We start from the raw sequence: 16,426 nt of genomic DNA on the forward strand, positions 1-16,426 counted from the left end.
AAGGCTTGTTTTCTATTTTTATGCGAATAATCTTGTAATTCCAACAACAAAACGACGGCGGCGCTGTTCCATGACTCTTCGAATCGCAATCAATGGTTTTGGCCGCATCGGCCGTAATGTCCTGCGCGCACTGTATACCCAAGGCTATCGACAGGATTTGCAGATCGTCGCCATCAACGATCTCGGCGACAGCTCGATCAATGCCCATCTGCTCAAATACGACACCGTTCACGGCACGTTCGACGCTCAGGTCGAGCATGACAACGAAAGTCTGACCGTCAACGGCGACCGCATTGCGGTCAGCGCGATTCGCAACCCGGCCGAATTGCCATGGGCGGCGGAAAAGATTGATGTGGTGTTCGAATGCACCGGTCTCTTTACCGATCGCGCCAAAGCGGCCGCGCATCTTACTGCCGGCGCGCGCAAAGTGATCATCTCCGCCCCGGCCAAAGGTGCCGACGCCACCGTTGTTTACGGTGTGAACCACGACATTCTGCGCCAGTCGCACCAGATCATCTCCAACGCTTCGTGCACCACCAACTGCCTGGCGCCGGTGGCGCAGGTGCTGCACCGCGAGCTGGGGATCGAAAGCGGCCTGATGACTACGATCCATGCCTACACCAACGATCAGAACCTCACCGACGTCTATCACACCGACCCGTACCGCGCGCGTTCGGCCACGCAGAACATGATCCCGAGCAAGACCGGCGCCGCTGAAGCGGTGGGCCTGGTGCTGCCGGAACTGGCGGGTAAGCTGACCGGCATGGCCGTGCGCGTGCCGGTGATCAATGTGTCGCTGGTGGATTTGACCGTACAGCTGAAAAAAGAAGCCAGCGCCGAAGAAGTCAACGCGCTGATGAAATCCGCGAGCCAGCACTCGAAGATTCTCGGCTTCAACACCCTGCCGCTGGTATCCAGCGACTTCAACCATAACCCGCTATCGTCGATCTTCGACGCCAACCACACCAAATCCAGCGGCAAGCTGCTGAAAGTGCTGGCCTGGTATGACAACGAGTGGGGCTTCTCCAACCGTATGCTGGATAACTGCCTGGCGTTGTGTAACGCGGAGTAATCTCAGGTTATCCCCTGCCCCTGTGGGAGCGAGCCTGCTCGCGAATACGATGTGTCATTCAATATTTATGTTGGCTGGGACACCGCTTTCGCGAGCAGGCTCGCTCCCACAGTTTTTTGCGCAGCTTTCAAAATCAGGGCTTGACCATTCGACTAGATGATAAGCATTATCATTCGCTTGAAATCGATCAGGTCCTCCCGTGAGTCAATCGCGCTTCAACCACGTCTTCCTCACCCAGCGCACATCCTTGTTGCGCACGCTGGAACGCATGGTCAACAACCACAGCACCGCAGAAGACCTGTTGCAGGAGACCTACCTGCGCGTGACGCGGGCGTTGAGCGAGCGGGCCATCGATCACCTCGAACCTTTTGTCTTCCAGACCGCGCGCAATCTGGCGCTGGATCATTTGCGCGCGCGCAAGATCCATTCGCGAACCATGGTCGATGATGTGCCGCAGGATGTCGTGCACAGCGTCGCCGCCCCCGCCAGCAGCGCCGAAGACGCCGCCCACGCCGAACAGATGCTGGAGCGCCTGAACGTGAGCCTCAGTCAACTCAGCCCGCGCCAGCAGCAGATTTTCATCCTCAGCCGTTTGCACGGGAACAGCTATCAGGAAATCGCTGATGAGCTGAACGTTTCCCTCAGCACCGTGCAGAAAGAATTGAAGCTGATCATGTCCATTTGCATCGGTGTCGCTGAACGTCTGAATGGCGACTGAGGTCGTAGGCCTTTTCTGTAAGTGCCAGGATCGACTGCACGGATCATCGGGCTTTGTTACCCTTGCCCGACTTTTACGCTTCACTTGAAAAAACAGCCGTGCGCAGACACTGCCGAGGAAACACCGTGACGGACACCCACCGCTCGCCTTCGCCGGATTCGGTGCAGGACGCTGCAAACGCAATGGACCAGGCACTGGACTGGCTCATCGTGCTCGGCAGCCCGGACGAGGAGCAGACCCGGCAATTTCACGCCTGGCTGGCGGCCGATCCGTTGAATGCCGAGGCGTTTGCCAAGGCTCAGGCGATCTGGGACGGCCCGCAGGTCGCCCAGTGCGCACAAAGCCTGGCGGCCAAACCTGCGAAAGTCACCGTCCTCCAGCGTCTGCGTCCGCACTGGAAACCGCTGGCCACTGCTGCGGTGCTGATCCTCGGTTTGTTCAGTTTCAGTAATTTGCCGATGCGCCTTCAGGCCGATCACCTCACGGTGGTTGGCGAGCGCCAGCGTCTGCAACTGGAGGACGGCTCGAAAGTCCTGCTCAATACCAATTCGGCATTCTCCAGCACCATCAACGATCAGCAGCGCGTTGCCCGGTTGTTTCAGGGCGAGGCGTTTTTCGAGATTGCCAGCGGTCGCAGTCAACCGCTGGAAATCGATGCCGGGCCAGTCACTGCCAGCGTGCGCGATACCGCGTTCGCCGTGCGTTATCTCGATGGCGTCGCGCAAGTCAATGTGCAGCGCGGCGACGTCGATCTGCGCGCCACGCACAACGACGCCCGCGTACGTCTGACTGCCGGTGAGAGCATCCGCATCGGTCCCAACGGTTTCGACCGCCCGGCCAAACTCGACGCCAACACAGACCTGGCTTGGGTGCAGGGCCGACTGGTGTTCGAGAACTGCCCGCTGAATCAGGTGCTGGCCGAATTGCGCCGCTACTACCCGGGCTGGATCATCAACACCAACGAGCAACTGGCCGACGTCGCCGTGACCGGCAATTACCGTCTCGATCAGCCGCTCGACGTGGTTCGTTCCCTCGCTCAGATCACCTCGGCGCAACTGAAAGAATTCCCCGCCGTGGTCATCCTGAACTAAATGAGAATTATTTTTACTCGATAGCCAACGTCAGTACGTCTCGTTATAGCCAATGCAATTGATTCGCATCACGCGAAGCCAATCAGCCCCTATAAAGATTCGTGCGACACGGAGCGCTATCGATGTCCTCACGCCTTACCCGCCAGACTTCCTCCCCTTCCCGCGTCTTGTCGCTGCTGACCGCTGCCATTCTGATGGCCGGCACCGCGCCACTGATGGCTGCCACTGAGCAACCGACGCGCAACATGGGCGATTACTCGTTCGCCATCGGCCAGCAGCCGCTGGTGTCGGCGCTCAATGCCTTCACCGCCGTGACCGGTTGGCAGGTCGGCTTGCCGGCAGAATTGGGTCAGGGCGTGTCGTCGCCGGGCGTGCGTGGCTCGTTGCCACCGGAAAAAGCCCTGGAGCGTCTGTTGGTGGGGACCAACCTGAGCTTCCGCAAAATCAGCAACAACAACGTCGTGCTGGAAAAGCGCAACAACAGCGGCACACTCAACCTCGATCAGGTGACCATCAGCGCCACCCGTCAGGAGCAGTCGGTCAACAGCGTGCCGGCTACCGTCACCGTGCAGACCCGTCAGGATCTGGACCGCAACAACGTCAACACCATCAAGGATCTGGTGCGTTATGAGCCGGGTGTTTCCGTGGGCGGCGCCGGTCAGCGTGGCGGTATCAGCGGCTACAACATTCGCGGCATCGACGGCGACCGCATCCTGACGCAGGTTGACGGTGTGGAAGTGCCGGACGGTTTCTTCAACGGTCCGTATGCCAAGACCCAGCGCAATTACGTTGACCCGGAAATCGTCAAACGCGTGGAAATCCTCCGTGGCCCGGCCTCGGTGCTGTACGGCAGCAACGCCATCGGCGGCGCCGTCAGCTATTACACCCTCGATGCCGACGACATCATCAAGCCGGGCAAAGATGTCGGTGCGCGTCTGAAAACCGGTTACAGCTCCGCCGATGACAGCTGGTTGAAGTCCGCCACCGTTGCCGGCCGCGCCGACCAGTTCGACGGCTTGCTGCACTACAGTCAGCGCGACGGTCACGAAACCGATTCCTACGGCAGTAACAATGGCACTGGCCTTGAGCGCACCGCCGCCAACCCGGAAGACGTCAACGCCTACAACGTGCTGGCCAAGATCGGCTGGAACTACAACGAAGATTCGCGCCTGGGCCTGACCTACGAAAAGTACAAGGATGATCGCGATACCGATCAGAAAAGTGCTTACGGCGGCCCGTACTTCAACGGCGCCCCGACCATCCCCAACAGCGTACTGCCCGGCGGCATGTACCAGTGGCGCACCGGTAACGACACCATCACCCGTGAACGTATCGGCATCGAACACTCCTTCGCCCTCGACAGCCTGCTGGTCGACAACGTGAAGTGGAGCCTCAACCACCAGATCGCCAAGACTGACCAGAGCACCACCGAGTTCTACTACCCGATCACCCGTAAAGTGCTGCGTACTCGCGACACCATTTACGAAGAAAAGCAGTGGGTCTTCGATGCGCAACTGGACAAGGCGTTCGCCCTCGGCGCCACCGATCACGTCCTGACTTACGGCACCACCATCAAGCAGCAGAAAGTCACCGGCTCGCGCAGCGGCGACGGCACCTGCCTGGCCGTCGGTCGTGGCTGCACCGCCATTGGTGCGACCAGCACCGCTGACGTGCTGGCCAAGGCCACCGACTTCCCGGACCCGACCATCAACACCTACAGCGTGTTCGCTCAGGATCAGATCAGCTGGAACAACTGGACCTTCCTGCCGGGCCTGCGCTACGACTACACCCAGCTCAAGCCGCACATCACTCAGGAATTCCTCAACACCGTGGCAGCTGACGGCCAAGGCACGGTCAGCGACGAGAACAAGACCTGGCACAAAGTCTCGCCGAAATTCGGACTGACCTACGCCCTGACCGAGAACTACACCTGGTACGGTCAGTACGCTGAAGGTTTCCGCACACCGACCGCGAAAGCCCTGTACGGCCGCTTCGAAAACACCACCACCGGCTACAGCGTGGCGCCCAACCCGGACCTGGAACCGGAAAAAAGCAAAAGCTATGAAACCGGTCTGCGCGGCAACTTCGAACACGGTTCGTTCGACGTGGCAGTGTTCTACAACAAGTACCGCGACTTCATCAACGAAGACGCTGTGACCCCGGGCCGCAACGAGCTGACCTTCCAGTCGGCCAACATCAAGCACGCCACCATCAAAGGTGCGGAAGTCAAAGGTCGTCTGAATCTGGATGCGTTCGGCGCCCCGCAAGGCCTCTACACCCAGGGCTCGATCGCCTACGCCTACGGTCGCAACAACGACAACGGCGAGCCGATCAACAGCGTCAACCCGCTGACCGGCGTGTTCGGTCTGGGTTACGACCAGGACAACTACGGCGGTCTGCTCAGCTGGACCTTGGTGAAGAAAAAGGATCGCGTCGACGACAGCAACTTCAAGTCGCCGGATGGCGTCAGCAGCCAGTTCAAAACCCCGGGCTTCGGCATTCTTGATCTGGCCGGTTATTACAAAGTCACCGACGACGTCACCGTCAGCGGCGGCATCTACAACCTGACCGACAAGAAATACTGGCTGTGGGATGACGTGCGCGGTTACGACAGCGTCGGCGAAGCGTCGGTGACGCAACCGGCCAATCTTGATCGCCTGACCCAACCGGGCCGCAACTTCGCGATCAATCTGATCTGGGACATCTGATCCGGCCCACCTCACTGCGCGTGTTCAGGCACCGCGCCGTGAGGTTTTTTTACGCTTGCACCTCGCCTTGTTCGTCTCGTTATCAAGCGCCTCTTTTATCAAGGACATGTCATGACCACTTCGGAAAAAGCCCTGCGTTCACAACGCCTGAACCAGATCACCCATGAGCCGCACAGCAAACTCGATGCATTGGTGAAGGCGCACGCGCCGTTCGAGACCCGCGCCAATTTCGCCCGTTTCGTCGTCGCGCAGTACCTGTTCCAGTCGGAACTGGTCGACCTGTACAACGATGCAGAATTGACTGCGATCGTGCCTGATCTGCCGGCCCGTTGCCGCGCCGAAGCGGCCAAGGCTGACCTCGCCGATCTCGACACCGAAGTACCGGCCCCGGTAGCCGGCGCGGTGAAGAACCCGAGCAAGGCTCGCGCGCTGGGCTGGATCTTTGTTTCCGAAGGTTCGAAGCTCGGTGCGGCGTTCCTGATCAAACGCGCCGTGGCGCTGGAGCTGAGCGAAACCTTTGGTGCCCGTCACCTCGGCGAGCCTGAAGGTGGCCGTGCCGAAGGCTGGAAGAGCTTCGTGCGTACCCTCGACTCGCTGCAGTTCAGTGCCGAGGAAGAAGCCGAAGTCGAGCAAGGCGCGATCGATGCGTTCAACCGCTTCACCGTGCTGCTGGAACAGGCTTACGCCACTGAAGCTGAACCGGCCTGACACAACACACATCCCCCTGTAGGAGTGAGCCTGCTCGCGATGGCGTCCTGTCATTCAACATGAATGTCGACTGATACACCGCTATCGCGAGCAGGCTCACTCCTACAGGAACTGCGTAAGCCTGTAAGATCTCCATTCCGCTTCAGAAGCCACCGCTGAGCCCATGCCGCAACCCGCCTCCTCGAAACTCGCCCGTGTGCTGTTCGGTCTGCTGGCCTACGTCAGCCTCGGCATCGGCCTGATCGCCATTGTCGTGCCCGGCCTGCCGACCACCGAGTTCATCCTTCTCGCCGCCTGGGCCGCGACTCGCAGTTCGCCGCGCCTGAGTGCCTGGCTGGAAAACCATCGGCTGTTCGGGCCGATCCTGAGCAACTGGCGCAACGGCAAGATCATCGCGCGCAAGGCCAAAGTCAGCGCGACGGTGAGCATGTTGCTCTGCGCGACTTTAATGCTGGTGATGCTCGACCACGGCTGGCCGGTCTATCTGGCAATTGCCGGGATGAGCCTGGGCAATCTGTGGATCTGGTCGCGCCCGGAATCCATCCGGGTCTGCACTGACCCGTCTTCGCACTGAAACATCCCTGTAATTATTCGCTTTTTCAGCACTTTCTCCTGCGCAAACGTTTAGCGCTGACCGTTCGTCGGCACGCGCCTCATGGCCTCTGCTTCCACGCCGATGAGCATTGAATGGCGCTGAATGGATTTGGCGAACCGGATAGTTCATATCCGCCTGCCACCCGTTTATTCATTCGCGAGATCGCCCCATGTTCGACTCTCTGTCCATTCGCCTGAAAATCGTTCTGCTCTCCGGTCTGTGCCTGCTCGGTGTGGTCGCGCTGATCGTCGGCATGAACATCTACCAGACCAACCAGAACGACGAACTGGTCAGCAACTCCAGCAACCAGTTGCTCACCGCCAGTGTGCAGAACCTGCTGCAAGCCAAAGCCGCCGAACAAGCGGTGCGGGTGCAGAAAACCTTCGGCGAAAGCCTGACGGTGATCACTGCCGTAGCGGATCAGATCAAGGACATGCGGGTAATGGCCGCCAAGCGTTCGCTGGACGCCGGCGCCTTGCGCGAAGAGTTGAACCTGAGCCTGAAAACCGCTTTTGAGCGCAACGATAAAGTGCTGGGCATCTGGCTCGCTTTCGAACCGAACGCTCTCGACGGCAAGGACAGCGAATTCGCCAACGATGCCGCTCGTCAGTCCAACGAAGCCGGGCGCTTCGCCACGTACTGGAGCCGCGCCGCCGGCGCCTCGCTGAACACCATCATGGTCGAAGAAGACCTGACCAAAACCACCCTCAGCGTCAGCGGCACGCCCTACAACAGTTGGTACACCTGCCCTCGCGACAACAAGCGCACCTGCCTGCTCGATCCGTATGCCGACACTGTCGGTGGCAAGGAAATGCTCATGACGACCATTTCCGTGCCGTTGATTGTCGACGGTAAAGCCATCGGCGTGGTCGGCGTCGACATCGCCCTCGACGCCCTGCAAGCGGCGGCCGTGGATTCCCAGCGCAGCCTGTTCAACAACGCCGGGCATATGCTGATCGTCTCTGGCAGCGGCGTGCTCGGCGCCGACAGTTCCGACGCGAGCAAGGTCGGCAAGAAAATCAGCGACACCCTCGGCGCCGATGGCAAGGATGTGCTGCAACTGCTGAGCTCCGGCACCCCGAAGATTCTCGAACAGGGCGATCTGATTCGTGCCGTGTATCCGGTCGACCCGATCGGCAACTCGCGCGCCTGGGGCGTAGTCATCGATCTGCCGAAACAAGTGCTGCTGGCCGATTCGGTCAAGCTGCAAGCGGTACTCGACGATGCTCAAGAAACCGGCGTGATCACGGCACTGCTGGTGGCAGTGGTCGCGGGTCTGGTCGGTCTGTTGCTGATCTGGCTGACCGCGTCCGGCGTTACTCGCCCGATCAATAGCGTTGCCGAAATGCTGAAAAACATCGCCAGCGGCGAAGGTGATCTGACCCAACGTCTTAACTACAGCAAGCAGGACGAACTGGGCGAACTGGTGAACTGGTTCAACCGTTTCCTCGACAAGCTGCAACCGACTATCGCGCAGATCAAGCAGAGCATCACCGAAGCACGCGGCACCGCCGACCAGTCTTCGGAAATCGCCCGACAGACCAGCGAAGGCATGCAGGTGCAGTTCCGCGAGATCGACCAGGTCGCCACCGCCTCCAACGAAATGAGCGCCACCGCCCACGACGTCGCCAACAGCGCATCGAACGCAGCCAATGCCGCGAAAGGTGCCGATCAGTCGGCCAAGGACGGCATGTCGATCATCGAGCGCAGCACCCGTGACATCAATCAACTGGCCGATGAAGTCAGCAAGGCCGTGACCGAGGTTGAAGCACTGGCAGTCAACAGCGAGCAGATCGGCTCGGTACTGGAAGTGATCCGCAGCATCGCCGAACAAACCAACCTGCTCGCCCTCAACGCCGCCATAGAAGCGGCCCGCGCCGGTGAGAGTGGCCGTGGTTTTGCCGTAGTCGCCGATGAAGTACGCAACCTCGCCAAGCGCACGCAGGATTCGGTGGAAGAAATTCGCATAGTCATCGAAAAGATTCAGACCGGCACCCGTGGCGTGGTCGCGACCATGCATTCGAGCCAGACCCAGGCGCACAACAACGCCGGGCAGATTCGTCAGGCGGTGGATGCGCTGGGCAAGATCAGCGATGCGGTGACGGTGATCAGCGACATGAACCTGCAGATTGCCAGCGCGGCCGAACAGCAGAGTGCGGTGGCTGAAGAAGTGAACCGCAATGTCTCGGCCATCCGCACCGTGACCGAAACATTGACTGAACAAGCCACTGAGTCAGCAGCAATCAGCAGCCAGCTCAATGCCTTGGCCAGTCAGCAGATGAAATTGATGGATCAGTTCCGCGTCTAGCAAACCTGCAAAAATCCCTGTGGGAGCGAGCCTGCTCGCGAAGACGGCAGCACATTCAACATTAATGTGACTGATCCACCGCTTTCGCGAGCAGGCTCGCTCCCACAGGGGTAAGTGTTCACCTGCGGGATTTCATCTGACTCGGGATTCTTTTGCACTATCATCGCCCTCTCGCTCCGGAGGGCCTTCGATGACTGATTTACTCACGTCCATTCAAGCCGCACTCGGCTTGCCGCATACGCCGATCCCGTTCACCGACCGAGGCGCCCTGCCCTCGGCGTTCGCCGTCACCGAGCTTGCCTGCGCCAGCATGGCCGCTGCCGGTCAGGCCGTCAGCGAATTGATCCGGCAACAGACCGGTCACCTGCCAGCCGTTGCAGTCGACCGACGTCTGGCCTCGTTCTGGTTCTCGACCTCGATCCGCCCCCTCGGCTGGCAAGTGCCGCCACTGTGGGACCCGATCGCAGGCGACTACGCCACCCAAGACGGCTGGATCCGCCTGCACACCAACGCCCCGCATCACCGTGCTGCCGCTGAACGCGTGCTGGGTGCCAGCGCCGATCGTGCCGCGATGGCGGCGAAAGTGGCGCAATGGACGAGTACGGATCTGGAGCAAGCGGTGGTCGACGCCAAGGGCTGCGCCGCTGAAATGCGCAGTTGGGCGCAGTGGCAGCAGCATCCGCAGGGGCTGGCGGTGAATGCCGAACCGTTGGTGCATTTCCTCGATTCGCAAGATGAAAGCCGCCAAACCTGGCGAGGCTCGGTGGCGCAACCGTTGGCCAGGCTCAAGGTGCTGGACCTGACGCGCGTGCTCGCCGGCCCCACCGCCAGCCGTTTTCTCGCCGGGCTTGGCGCCGATGTATTGCGCATCGATTCACCGACCTGGAACGAGCCCGGTGTCGTCCCGGAAATGACCCTCGGCAAACGCTGCGCGCGGTTGAACTTGCATGATCCGGCCGATCGCGCGGTGTTCGAAGGTTTGTTGAAAGACGCCGACATTCTGTTACACGGCTACCGCGCCGATGCACTGGAGCATCTCGGATTTGGCGTTGTGCGCCGTCGCCAACTCGCGCCTGGCCTGATCGATGTCGGCCTCAACGCCTATGGCTGGAGTGGCCCGTGGCAGAACCGTCGCGGCTTCGACAGTCTGGTGCAGATGAGCAGCGGCATTGCCGAGGCCGGGCAGCGCTGGCAGCAGGCTGAAAAGCCGACACCGTTGCCGGTGCAGGCGCTGGATCATGCGACCGGGTACCTGATGGCGGCCAGTGCGATCAGGTTGCTAACTGAGCGGTTGGCGAATGGCCGCTCGGGCTCGGCGCGATTGTCGCTGGCGCGTACGGCGAAGTTGTTGATCGAGCATGGACCGGGGACAACGCAAGCGTTGCGCGTCGAGGATGAACAGGATCAGAGCACGTCAATAGAGCAGACTCCGTGGGGACCGGCGCATCGTTTGCAGGTGCCGGTGAAGATCAGCGGCACACCGATTCAGTGGACGTTGCCAGCTACAGAATTGGGCTCACATCACCCACAGTGGAATTAAAAGCCCCTCACCCTAACCCTCTCCCAGAGGGAGAGGGGACCGATCAGGGAATATTGAAGAGATTCACCGACTTGAACGCTTGGCGCTGAATCCATAATCGACTCGGTCTTTCAGGTCGATGTACAACGCAAGACACCTCGGTCGGCCCCCTCTCCCTCCGGGAGAGGGCTGGGGTGAGGGCTGCAATTTCAGGCCGAGCGATGATGTATCAATCTGCCCTGCTCAAAGATGTCCACAAAAGCTGCGCCGCATACCCTCGATAAGGCCGCCAGGCCTCAGCCCGCAAAGACAATTCCCGAGCGTTTGGTCGCTGCCCTTCCAGCACTTCCAACGCCCGCAACAACCCGACATCGCCGGTGGGAAACCCGTCCAGATCGCGCAACTGCCGCAACGCAATGTACTGCGCTGTCCACTCGCCAATCCCGTGCAACGCCAACAACCGCGCCACGCCGCCCTCGCGATTCGGTTCAAATAAAGAAGGCTCATCCAGCAATGCCTGTGCGACGCCCGACAGCGTCCGCCCACGACTTTTCGGCATGCCCAGCGCCGCCAGATTCGCCGCCGCCAAGACGTGCGCCTCGGGAAACACATGCGTCAATCCGGGCACTGTGGATACCAGCGGCGCGCCATATTGCGCCACCAGTTTCCCCGCCAGACGAATCGCCGCCACCACCGTAATCTGCTGCCCAAGCACCGCGCGAAACGCCAACTCCAACCCATCCCACGCACCGGGAATCCGCAACCCCGCGCGCTCTACAATCAACCGCGCCAGCAACGGATCATTCGCCAGATGCGCTTGCATCAACGCCACATCAGCATCCAGATCAAACATCCGCCGCAACCTGACAACGATCTCGGGCACGGCTGCCGGATCAGGAAAGTCCAGCTCGACCTCCAGCGCATCCGCCGTCCCAAGCCACACCGAAACCGTACCGTGAACACCGTTCAACCCGATGCTGCGCGAGTACACACCCTCAACCACAACCTCCATCCCGACCACCGCCCGCGCCGCGACAAACCCCAACATCGCCGCCCAGTCATACGGTGGCTGATACGCAAGCGACAACCTCACAACGACAGCACACCGCTGTACAAACCATAAGCCGCCAGCCCCGCACCGATAACCACGCAGGTAAAAATGCCTTTCTCGACATGGGTGAACAACGGCTCGCCCTGCTCATGTTTAGCCTTGGCAAACAGGATCACCCCCGGCGCATACAGCAACGCCGACAGCAGCAAATACTTCACCCCGCCGGCGTACAGCAACCACACCGCATACCCGAGGGCGATGCCACCGATCAGCAGATCCTTGGTGCGCTCAGCCGAAGCATGTTCGTAGGTTTCGCCGCGCCCGCTGAGCAACACCGCGTACGCCGCCGACCACAGGTACGGCACCAGAATCATCGACGACGCCAGATAAATCAGGCTGGTGTAAGTGCCCGCCGAAAACAGCGTGATCAACAGGAAAATCTGGATCATCGCGTTGGTCAGCCACAGCGCGTTGACCGGCACATGGTTCTTGTTTTCCTTTTTCAGGAACGCCGGCATGGTCTTGTCCTTGGCCGTGGCGAAGAGAATCTCCGCGCAGAGCAATGCCCACGACAACAACGCACCGAGCAGGGAAATCGCCAGACCGATGCTGATCAACAACGCGCCCCACGGCCCGACGATGTGTTCGAGTACCGCCGCCAGTGACGGATTCTGCAGATTCGCCAGCTCCGGCTGGCTCATGATCCCCAGCGACAGCACGTTGACCAGCACCAGCAGCGCCAGCACACCGATAAAACCGATGACCGTGGCGCGGCCGACGTCGCTGCGTTTTTCCGCCCGCGCCGAGTACACGCTGGCGCCTTCGATGCCGATGAACACGAACACCGTGACCAGCATCATGTTGCGCACCTGATCCATCACCCCGCCGAAATTCGGGTTGCTGGTGCCCCAGATGTCACGAGTGAAAATGTCAGCCTTGAATGCCACCGCCGCGATGACGATGAACATGATCAGCGGCACGACTTTGGCCACCGTGGTCAGCTGGTTGATCAGCGCCGCCTCCTTGATCCCGCGCATCACCAGAAAATGCACGGCCCACAGCAGCACCGAGGCGCAGCCGATGGCGATCGGCGTATTGCCCTGGCCAAACACCGGAAAAAAGTAGCCGAGGGTGCTGAACAGCAAGACGAAATAACCGACGTTGCCCAGCCACGCACTGATCCAGTAACCCCACGCCGACGAGAAGCCCATGTAGTCGCCAAACCCGGCCTTGGCGTAGGCATACACGCCGGAATCCAGTTCGGGTTTGCGATTGGCCAGGGTCTGAAAGACGAACGCCAGAGTCAGCATGCCGATCGCGGTAATCCCCCAACCGATCAGGATCGCCCCGGCATCGGCGCGCGCCGCCATGTTCTGCGGCAGCGAGAAAATCCCCCCGCCAATCATTGAACCCACCACCAGGGCGATCAACGCGCCTAATCGCAGCTTTTGCGTCGGTTGCGACATTTCAGTTTCCCTTTGAAGTGTGGTGAGCGTGCATTTGTAACAACTATTAACTAAACGGATAAAGGTAGATGACGTTTATCAGGTAACGCCAGTTAACGCCTGTTTATATATAGCGGATGACGCTAACGCCTAGCACGTTAAGACAGTTTTGTGCGCTGATCCTGATAAATCAATTCTGTACTGAAAACAGAGGCGGAAAATTTGCCAAAAGCTGAAAAAGAACTAGCGTCATAATTCGAAAGTAATAATAGCCATTCCCAACAATGTAGCCACAACGCCTCTAGGACGGGCCTTGCGGGCAGGATATTTATGCCTTCAGTCGAAGCCTAAGTCATTCATTAACAATGGAATGTGACCATGCACTGATCTAAGTCAGCTGTTTGAACAGACAACAGAACTACGCTGTGATCTCTTCTCTCCTGCAATGGAGTCATGCAATGTCTGAAGCTCCCGGAAAACTACGACTAGGTGCACTGGTTGCATTGGTAGTCGGCTCGATGATCGGTGGCGGGATATTTTCTTTGCCACAAAACATGGCGGCCAGCGCCGATGTCGGTGCCGTACTGATCGGCTGGGCCATCACCGCTGTCGGCATGCTCACCCTCGCTTTTGTCTTTCAAACCCTCGCCAATCGCAAGCCCGACCTGGACGGCGGTGTCTACGCCTACGCCAAGGCCGGATTCGGCGATTACATGGGTTTCTCGTCCGCCTGGGGTTACTGGATCAGTGCCTGGCTGGGCAACGTCGGTTACTTCGTTCTGCTGTTCAGCACTCTCGGCTATTTCTTTCCGATTTTCGGTGAGGGCAACACCGTTGCTGCGGTGATTGGCGCCTCGGTGCTGCTGTGGGCCGTGCACTTTCTGGTGCTGCGCGGGATCAAGGAAGCGGCGTTCATCAACCTGGTGACCACGGTCGCCAAGGTCGTGCCGCTGCTGCTGTTCGTGTTGATCGCGGTGTTCGCTTTCAAACTGGACATCTTCACCGCCGACATCTGGGGCATCAAAAATCCGGATCTGGGCAGTGTGATGAACCAGGTGCGCAACATGATGCTGGTCACCGTGTGGGTGTTCATCGGTATCGAGGGTGCAAGCATCTTCTCGGCCCGCGCCGAAAAACGCTCGGACGTCGGTAAGGCCACTGTGATCGGCTTCATCACCGTGCTGCTGTTTCTGGTGCTGGTGAACGTGCTGTCGCTGGGCATCATGACCCAACCGGAACTGGCGAAACTGCAGAACCCGTCGATGGCCGCCGTGCTTGAGCACGTGGTCGGTCACTGGGGCGCGGTGCTGATCAGCGTCGGTCTGATCATCTCGCTGCTGGGCGCACTGCTGTCGTGGGTGCTGCTGTGCGCGGAGATCATGTTCGCCGCCGCCAAAGACCACACCATGCCGGAGTTCCTGCGCAAGGAAAATGCCAACCACGTACCGGTCAACGCCCTGTGGCTGACCAACGCGATGGTGCAGATTTTCCTGATCATCACGCTGTTCTCGGCGAGTACTTACCTGTCGCTGATCTACCTCGCCACTTCAATGATTCTGGTGCCGTACCTGTGGTCGGCGGCCTATGCCCTGCTGCTGGCGGTGCGCGGTGAAAGTTACGAAGGTTTTGCGGCCGAACGGCGCAAGGATCTGATTATCGGCGGCATCGCGCTGATCTATGCGGTGTGGCTGCTGTATGCCGGCGGGGTCAAGTACTTGCTGCTCTCGGCCCTGCTCTACGCACCTGGCGCGATCCTGTTCGCCAAGGCCAAGCTGGAACTCAAACAACCGATTTTCACTAACGTCGAGAAGCTGATTTTCGCCGCAGTGGTCGTGGGTGCCCTGGTGGCTGCCTACGGTCTCTACGACGGCTTCCTGACTCTGTAATCCCTGATTGTTTTGTTATCTGGAGGATCTGAAATGACCACGGAAAAAGTTAAGTACGGCGTCCATTCCGAAGCCGGCAAACTGCGCAAAGTCATGGTGTGCTCCCCAGGTCTGGCCCATCAGCGGCTGACCCCGAACAACTGCGATGAACTGCTGTTCGATGACGTGCTCTGGGTGGCTCAGGCCAAGCGCGACCACTTCGACTTCGTCACCAAAATGCGTGAGCGCGGCATCGACGTGCTGGAAATGCACAACCTGCTGACCGACATCGTCGCTAACCCTGAGGCACTGGACTGGATTCTCGAGCGCAAGGTCACCGCCGACTCGGTGGGCCTGGGCCTGATCAACGAAGTCAAATCCTGGCTGAAGAGTCTGGAGCCACGGCACATCGCCGAATTCCTGATTGGTGGCGTGTCTGCCGATGATCTGCCGGACAGCTTCGGTGGCAAGACCATCCAGATGTTCCGCGACTTCCTCGGCCACTCCAGCTTCATTCTGCCGCCGCTGCCGAACACCCAGTTCACACGTGACACCACCTGCTGGATCTACGGTGGCGTAACACTGAACCCGATGTACTGGCCGGCGCGCCGCCAAGAAACCTTGCTGGCCACTGCCATCTACAAATTCCACCCACAGTTCACCAACGCCGAATTCGAAATCTGGTACGGCGACCCGGACAAGGAGCACGGCAGCTCCACCCTCGAGGGCGGCGACGTCATGCCAATCGGCAACGGCGTGGTGTTGATCGGCATGGGCGAGCGCTCATCGCGTCAAGCCATCGGCCAACTGGCGCTGAACCTGTTCAAGAACAAAGCCGTGGAAAAAGTCATCGTCGCCGGTCTGCCGAAATCGCGCGCGGCGATGCACCTGGACACCGTGTTCAGTTTCTGCGACCGCGACCTGGTGACGATTTTCCCTGAGGTGGTGAACCAGATTGTCGCCTTCACCCTGCGCCCTGACGAAAGCAAACAGGGCGGCATCGACATCCGCCGCGAAGAAGGCACCTTCCTCGATACCGTGGCCAAAGCCCTCAACCTGCCGAAGCTGCGCGTGGTGGAAACCGGCGGCAACAGCTTCGCCGCCGAACGCGAGCAATGGGACGACGGCAACAACGTGGTGGCCGTGGAACCGGGCGTGGTCATCGGCTACGACCGCAACACCTACACCAACACCCTGCTGCGCAAGGCAGGCGTGGAAGTCATCACCATCAGCGCCGGTGAACTGGGCCGTGGCCGTGGCGGTGGCCACTGCATGACCTGCCCGATCATCCGCGACCCGATCGATTACTAAACCTCTGAGCCCTGGCCGACACTTACAACGTGCGG

The 16,426-nt window shown here is 59.8% G+C and carries 11 protein-coding genes and 2 pseudogenes; 11 read left to right on the forward strand and 2 right to left on the reverse strand.

What is annotated here, in order from left to right:
• Positions 1-70 precede the first annotated feature (70 nt).
• From gap to AB4N44_RS10475, 9 genes and pseudogenes are all read left to right on the forward strand, one after another.
• On the forward strand, positions 71-1,072 hold the full coding sequence (gene gap / locus AB4N44_RS10435) for a type I glyceraldehyde-3-phosphate dehydrogenase (RefSeq protein ID WP_368968479.1): 1,002 nt from the start codon (positions 71-73) through the stop codon (positions 1,070-1,072).
• Positions 1,073-1,271: 199 nt separating this feature from the next.
• Entirely contained in the window at positions 1,272-1,790 is a 519-nt protein-coding gene (locus AB4N44_RS10440) for an RNA polymerase sigma factor (protein WP_093430467.1), read from the forward strand.
• A gap of 125 nt (positions 1,791-1,915) precedes the next feature.
• Complete coding sequence (locus AB4N44_RS10445) at positions 1,916-2,881, forward strand: FecR family protein (protein WP_150774420.1); 966 nt, start codon at positions 1,916-1,918, stop codon at positions 2,879-2,881.
• Positions 2,882-3,003: 122 nt separating this feature from the next.
• Positions 3,004-5,589 (forward strand): TonB-dependent receptor, encoded by a 2,586-nt coding sequence (locus tag AB4N44_RS10450; protein WP_460109002.1) that lies wholly within the window; start codon positions 3,004-3,006, stop codon positions 5,587-5,589.
• 111 nt (positions 5,590-5,700) lie between these two features.
• Entirely contained in the window at positions 5,701-6,297 is a 597-nt protein-coding gene (locus AB4N44_RS10455; protein ID WP_110718803.1) for a biliverdin-producing heme oxygenase, read from the forward strand.
• 163 nt (positions 6,298-6,460) lie between these two features.
• Positions 6,461-6,871, forward strand: coding sequence for a YbaN family protein (locus AB4N44_RS10460; protein WP_064119128.1), 411 nt, complete (start codon positions 6,461-6,463; stop codon positions 6,869-6,871).
• Between the two features lie 463 nt (positions 6,872-7,334).
• Positions 7,335-8,342, forward strand: a pseudogene (locus tag AB4N44_RS10465) (methyl-accepting chemotaxis protein); the annotation flags it as partial.
• Between the two features lie 330 nt (positions 8,343-8,672).
• Positions 8,673-9,200: pseudogene (locus tag AB4N44_RS10470) on the forward strand (methyl-accepting chemotaxis protein); the annotation flags it as partial.
• 190 nt (positions 9,201-9,390) lie between these two features.
• Positions 9,391-10,740 (forward strand): CoA transferase, encoded by a 1,350-nt coding sequence (locus tag AB4N44_RS10475; protein ID WP_460109000.1) that lies wholly within the window; start codon positions 9,391-9,393, stop codon positions 10,738-10,740.
• Between the two features lie 208 nt (positions 10,741-10,948).
• Here the strand turns inward: AB4N44_RS10475 and AB4N44_RS10480 are convergent, their stop codons facing one another.
• A complete protein-coding gene (locus AB4N44_RS10480) occupies positions 10,949-11,812 on the reverse strand; it encodes a DNA-3-methyladenine glycosylase family protein (RefSeq protein WP_460158212.1) in 864 nt (287 codons plus the stop codon).
• Positions 11,809-13,236: an arginine-ornithine antiporter gene (arcD, locus tag AB4N44_RS10485; protein ID WP_064391748.1), complete on the reverse strand. Its 1,428-nt coding sequence runs from the start codon at positions 13,234-13,236 to the stop codon at positions 11,809-11,811. Before arcD (AB4N44_RS10485) ends, AB4N44_RS10480 begins: the two co-directional genes overlap by 4 nt.
• Before the next feature lie 437 nt (positions 13,237-13,673).
• On the opposite strand from arcD (AB4N44_RS10485), the gene arcD (AB4N44_RS10490) reads away from it, so the two are divergent.
• The gene (gene arcD, locus AB4N44_RS10490; RefSeq protein ID WP_007908042.1) at positions 13,674-15,101 is read left to right on the forward strand and encodes an arginine-ornithine antiporter; all 1,428 of its coding nucleotides are present in this window, start codon (positions 13,674-13,676) and stop codon (positions 15,099-15,101) included.
• Positions 15,102-15,134: 33 nt separating this feature from the next.
• On the forward strand, positions 15,135-16,391 hold the full coding sequence (gene arcA, locus AB4N44_RS10495; RefSeq protein ID WP_150774425.1) for an arginine deiminase: 1,257 nt from the start codon (positions 15,135-15,137) through the stop codon (positions 16,389-16,391).
• Positions 16,392-16,426: the final 35 nt, after the last annotated feature.

The sequence above is a fragment of the Pseudomonas sp. S3_C06 genome, assembly GCF_054667675.1.

Excerpts from the sequence above, each read along its gene's own strand:
- arcD (WP_064391748.1), bottom strand. The coding sequence starts at position 13,236 with ATGTCGCAACCGACGCAAAAGCTGCGATTAGGCGCGTTGATCGCCCTG.
- arcA (WP_150774425.1), top strand. The coding sequence starts at position 15,135 with ATGACCACGGAAAAAGTTAAGTACGGCGTCCATTCCGAAGCCGGCAAA.
- gap (WP_368968479.1), top strand. The coding sequence starts at position 71 with ATGACTCTTCGAATCGCAATCAATGGTTTTGGCCGCATCGGCCGTAAT.
- AB4N44_RS10455 (WP_110718803.1), top strand. The coding sequence starts at position 5,701 with ATGACCACTTCGGAAAAAGCCCTGCGTTCACAACGCCTGAACCAGATC.
- AB4N44_RS10460 (WP_064119128.1), top strand. The coding sequence starts at position 6,461 with ATGCCGCAACCCGCCTCCTCGAAACTCGCCCGTGTGCTGTTCGGTCTG.
- arcD (WP_007908042.1), top strand. The coding sequence starts at position 13,674 with ATGTCTGAAGCTCCCGGAAAACTACGACTAGGTGCACTGGTTGCATTG.
- AB4N44_RS10475 (WP_460109000.1), top strand. The coding sequence starts at position 9,391 with ATGACTGATTTACTCACGTCCATTCAAGCCGCACTCGGCTTGCCGCAT.
- AB4N44_RS10450 (WP_460109002.1), top strand. The coding sequence starts at position 3,004 with ATGTCCTCACGCCTTACCCGCCAGACTTCCTCCCCTTCCCGCGTCTTG.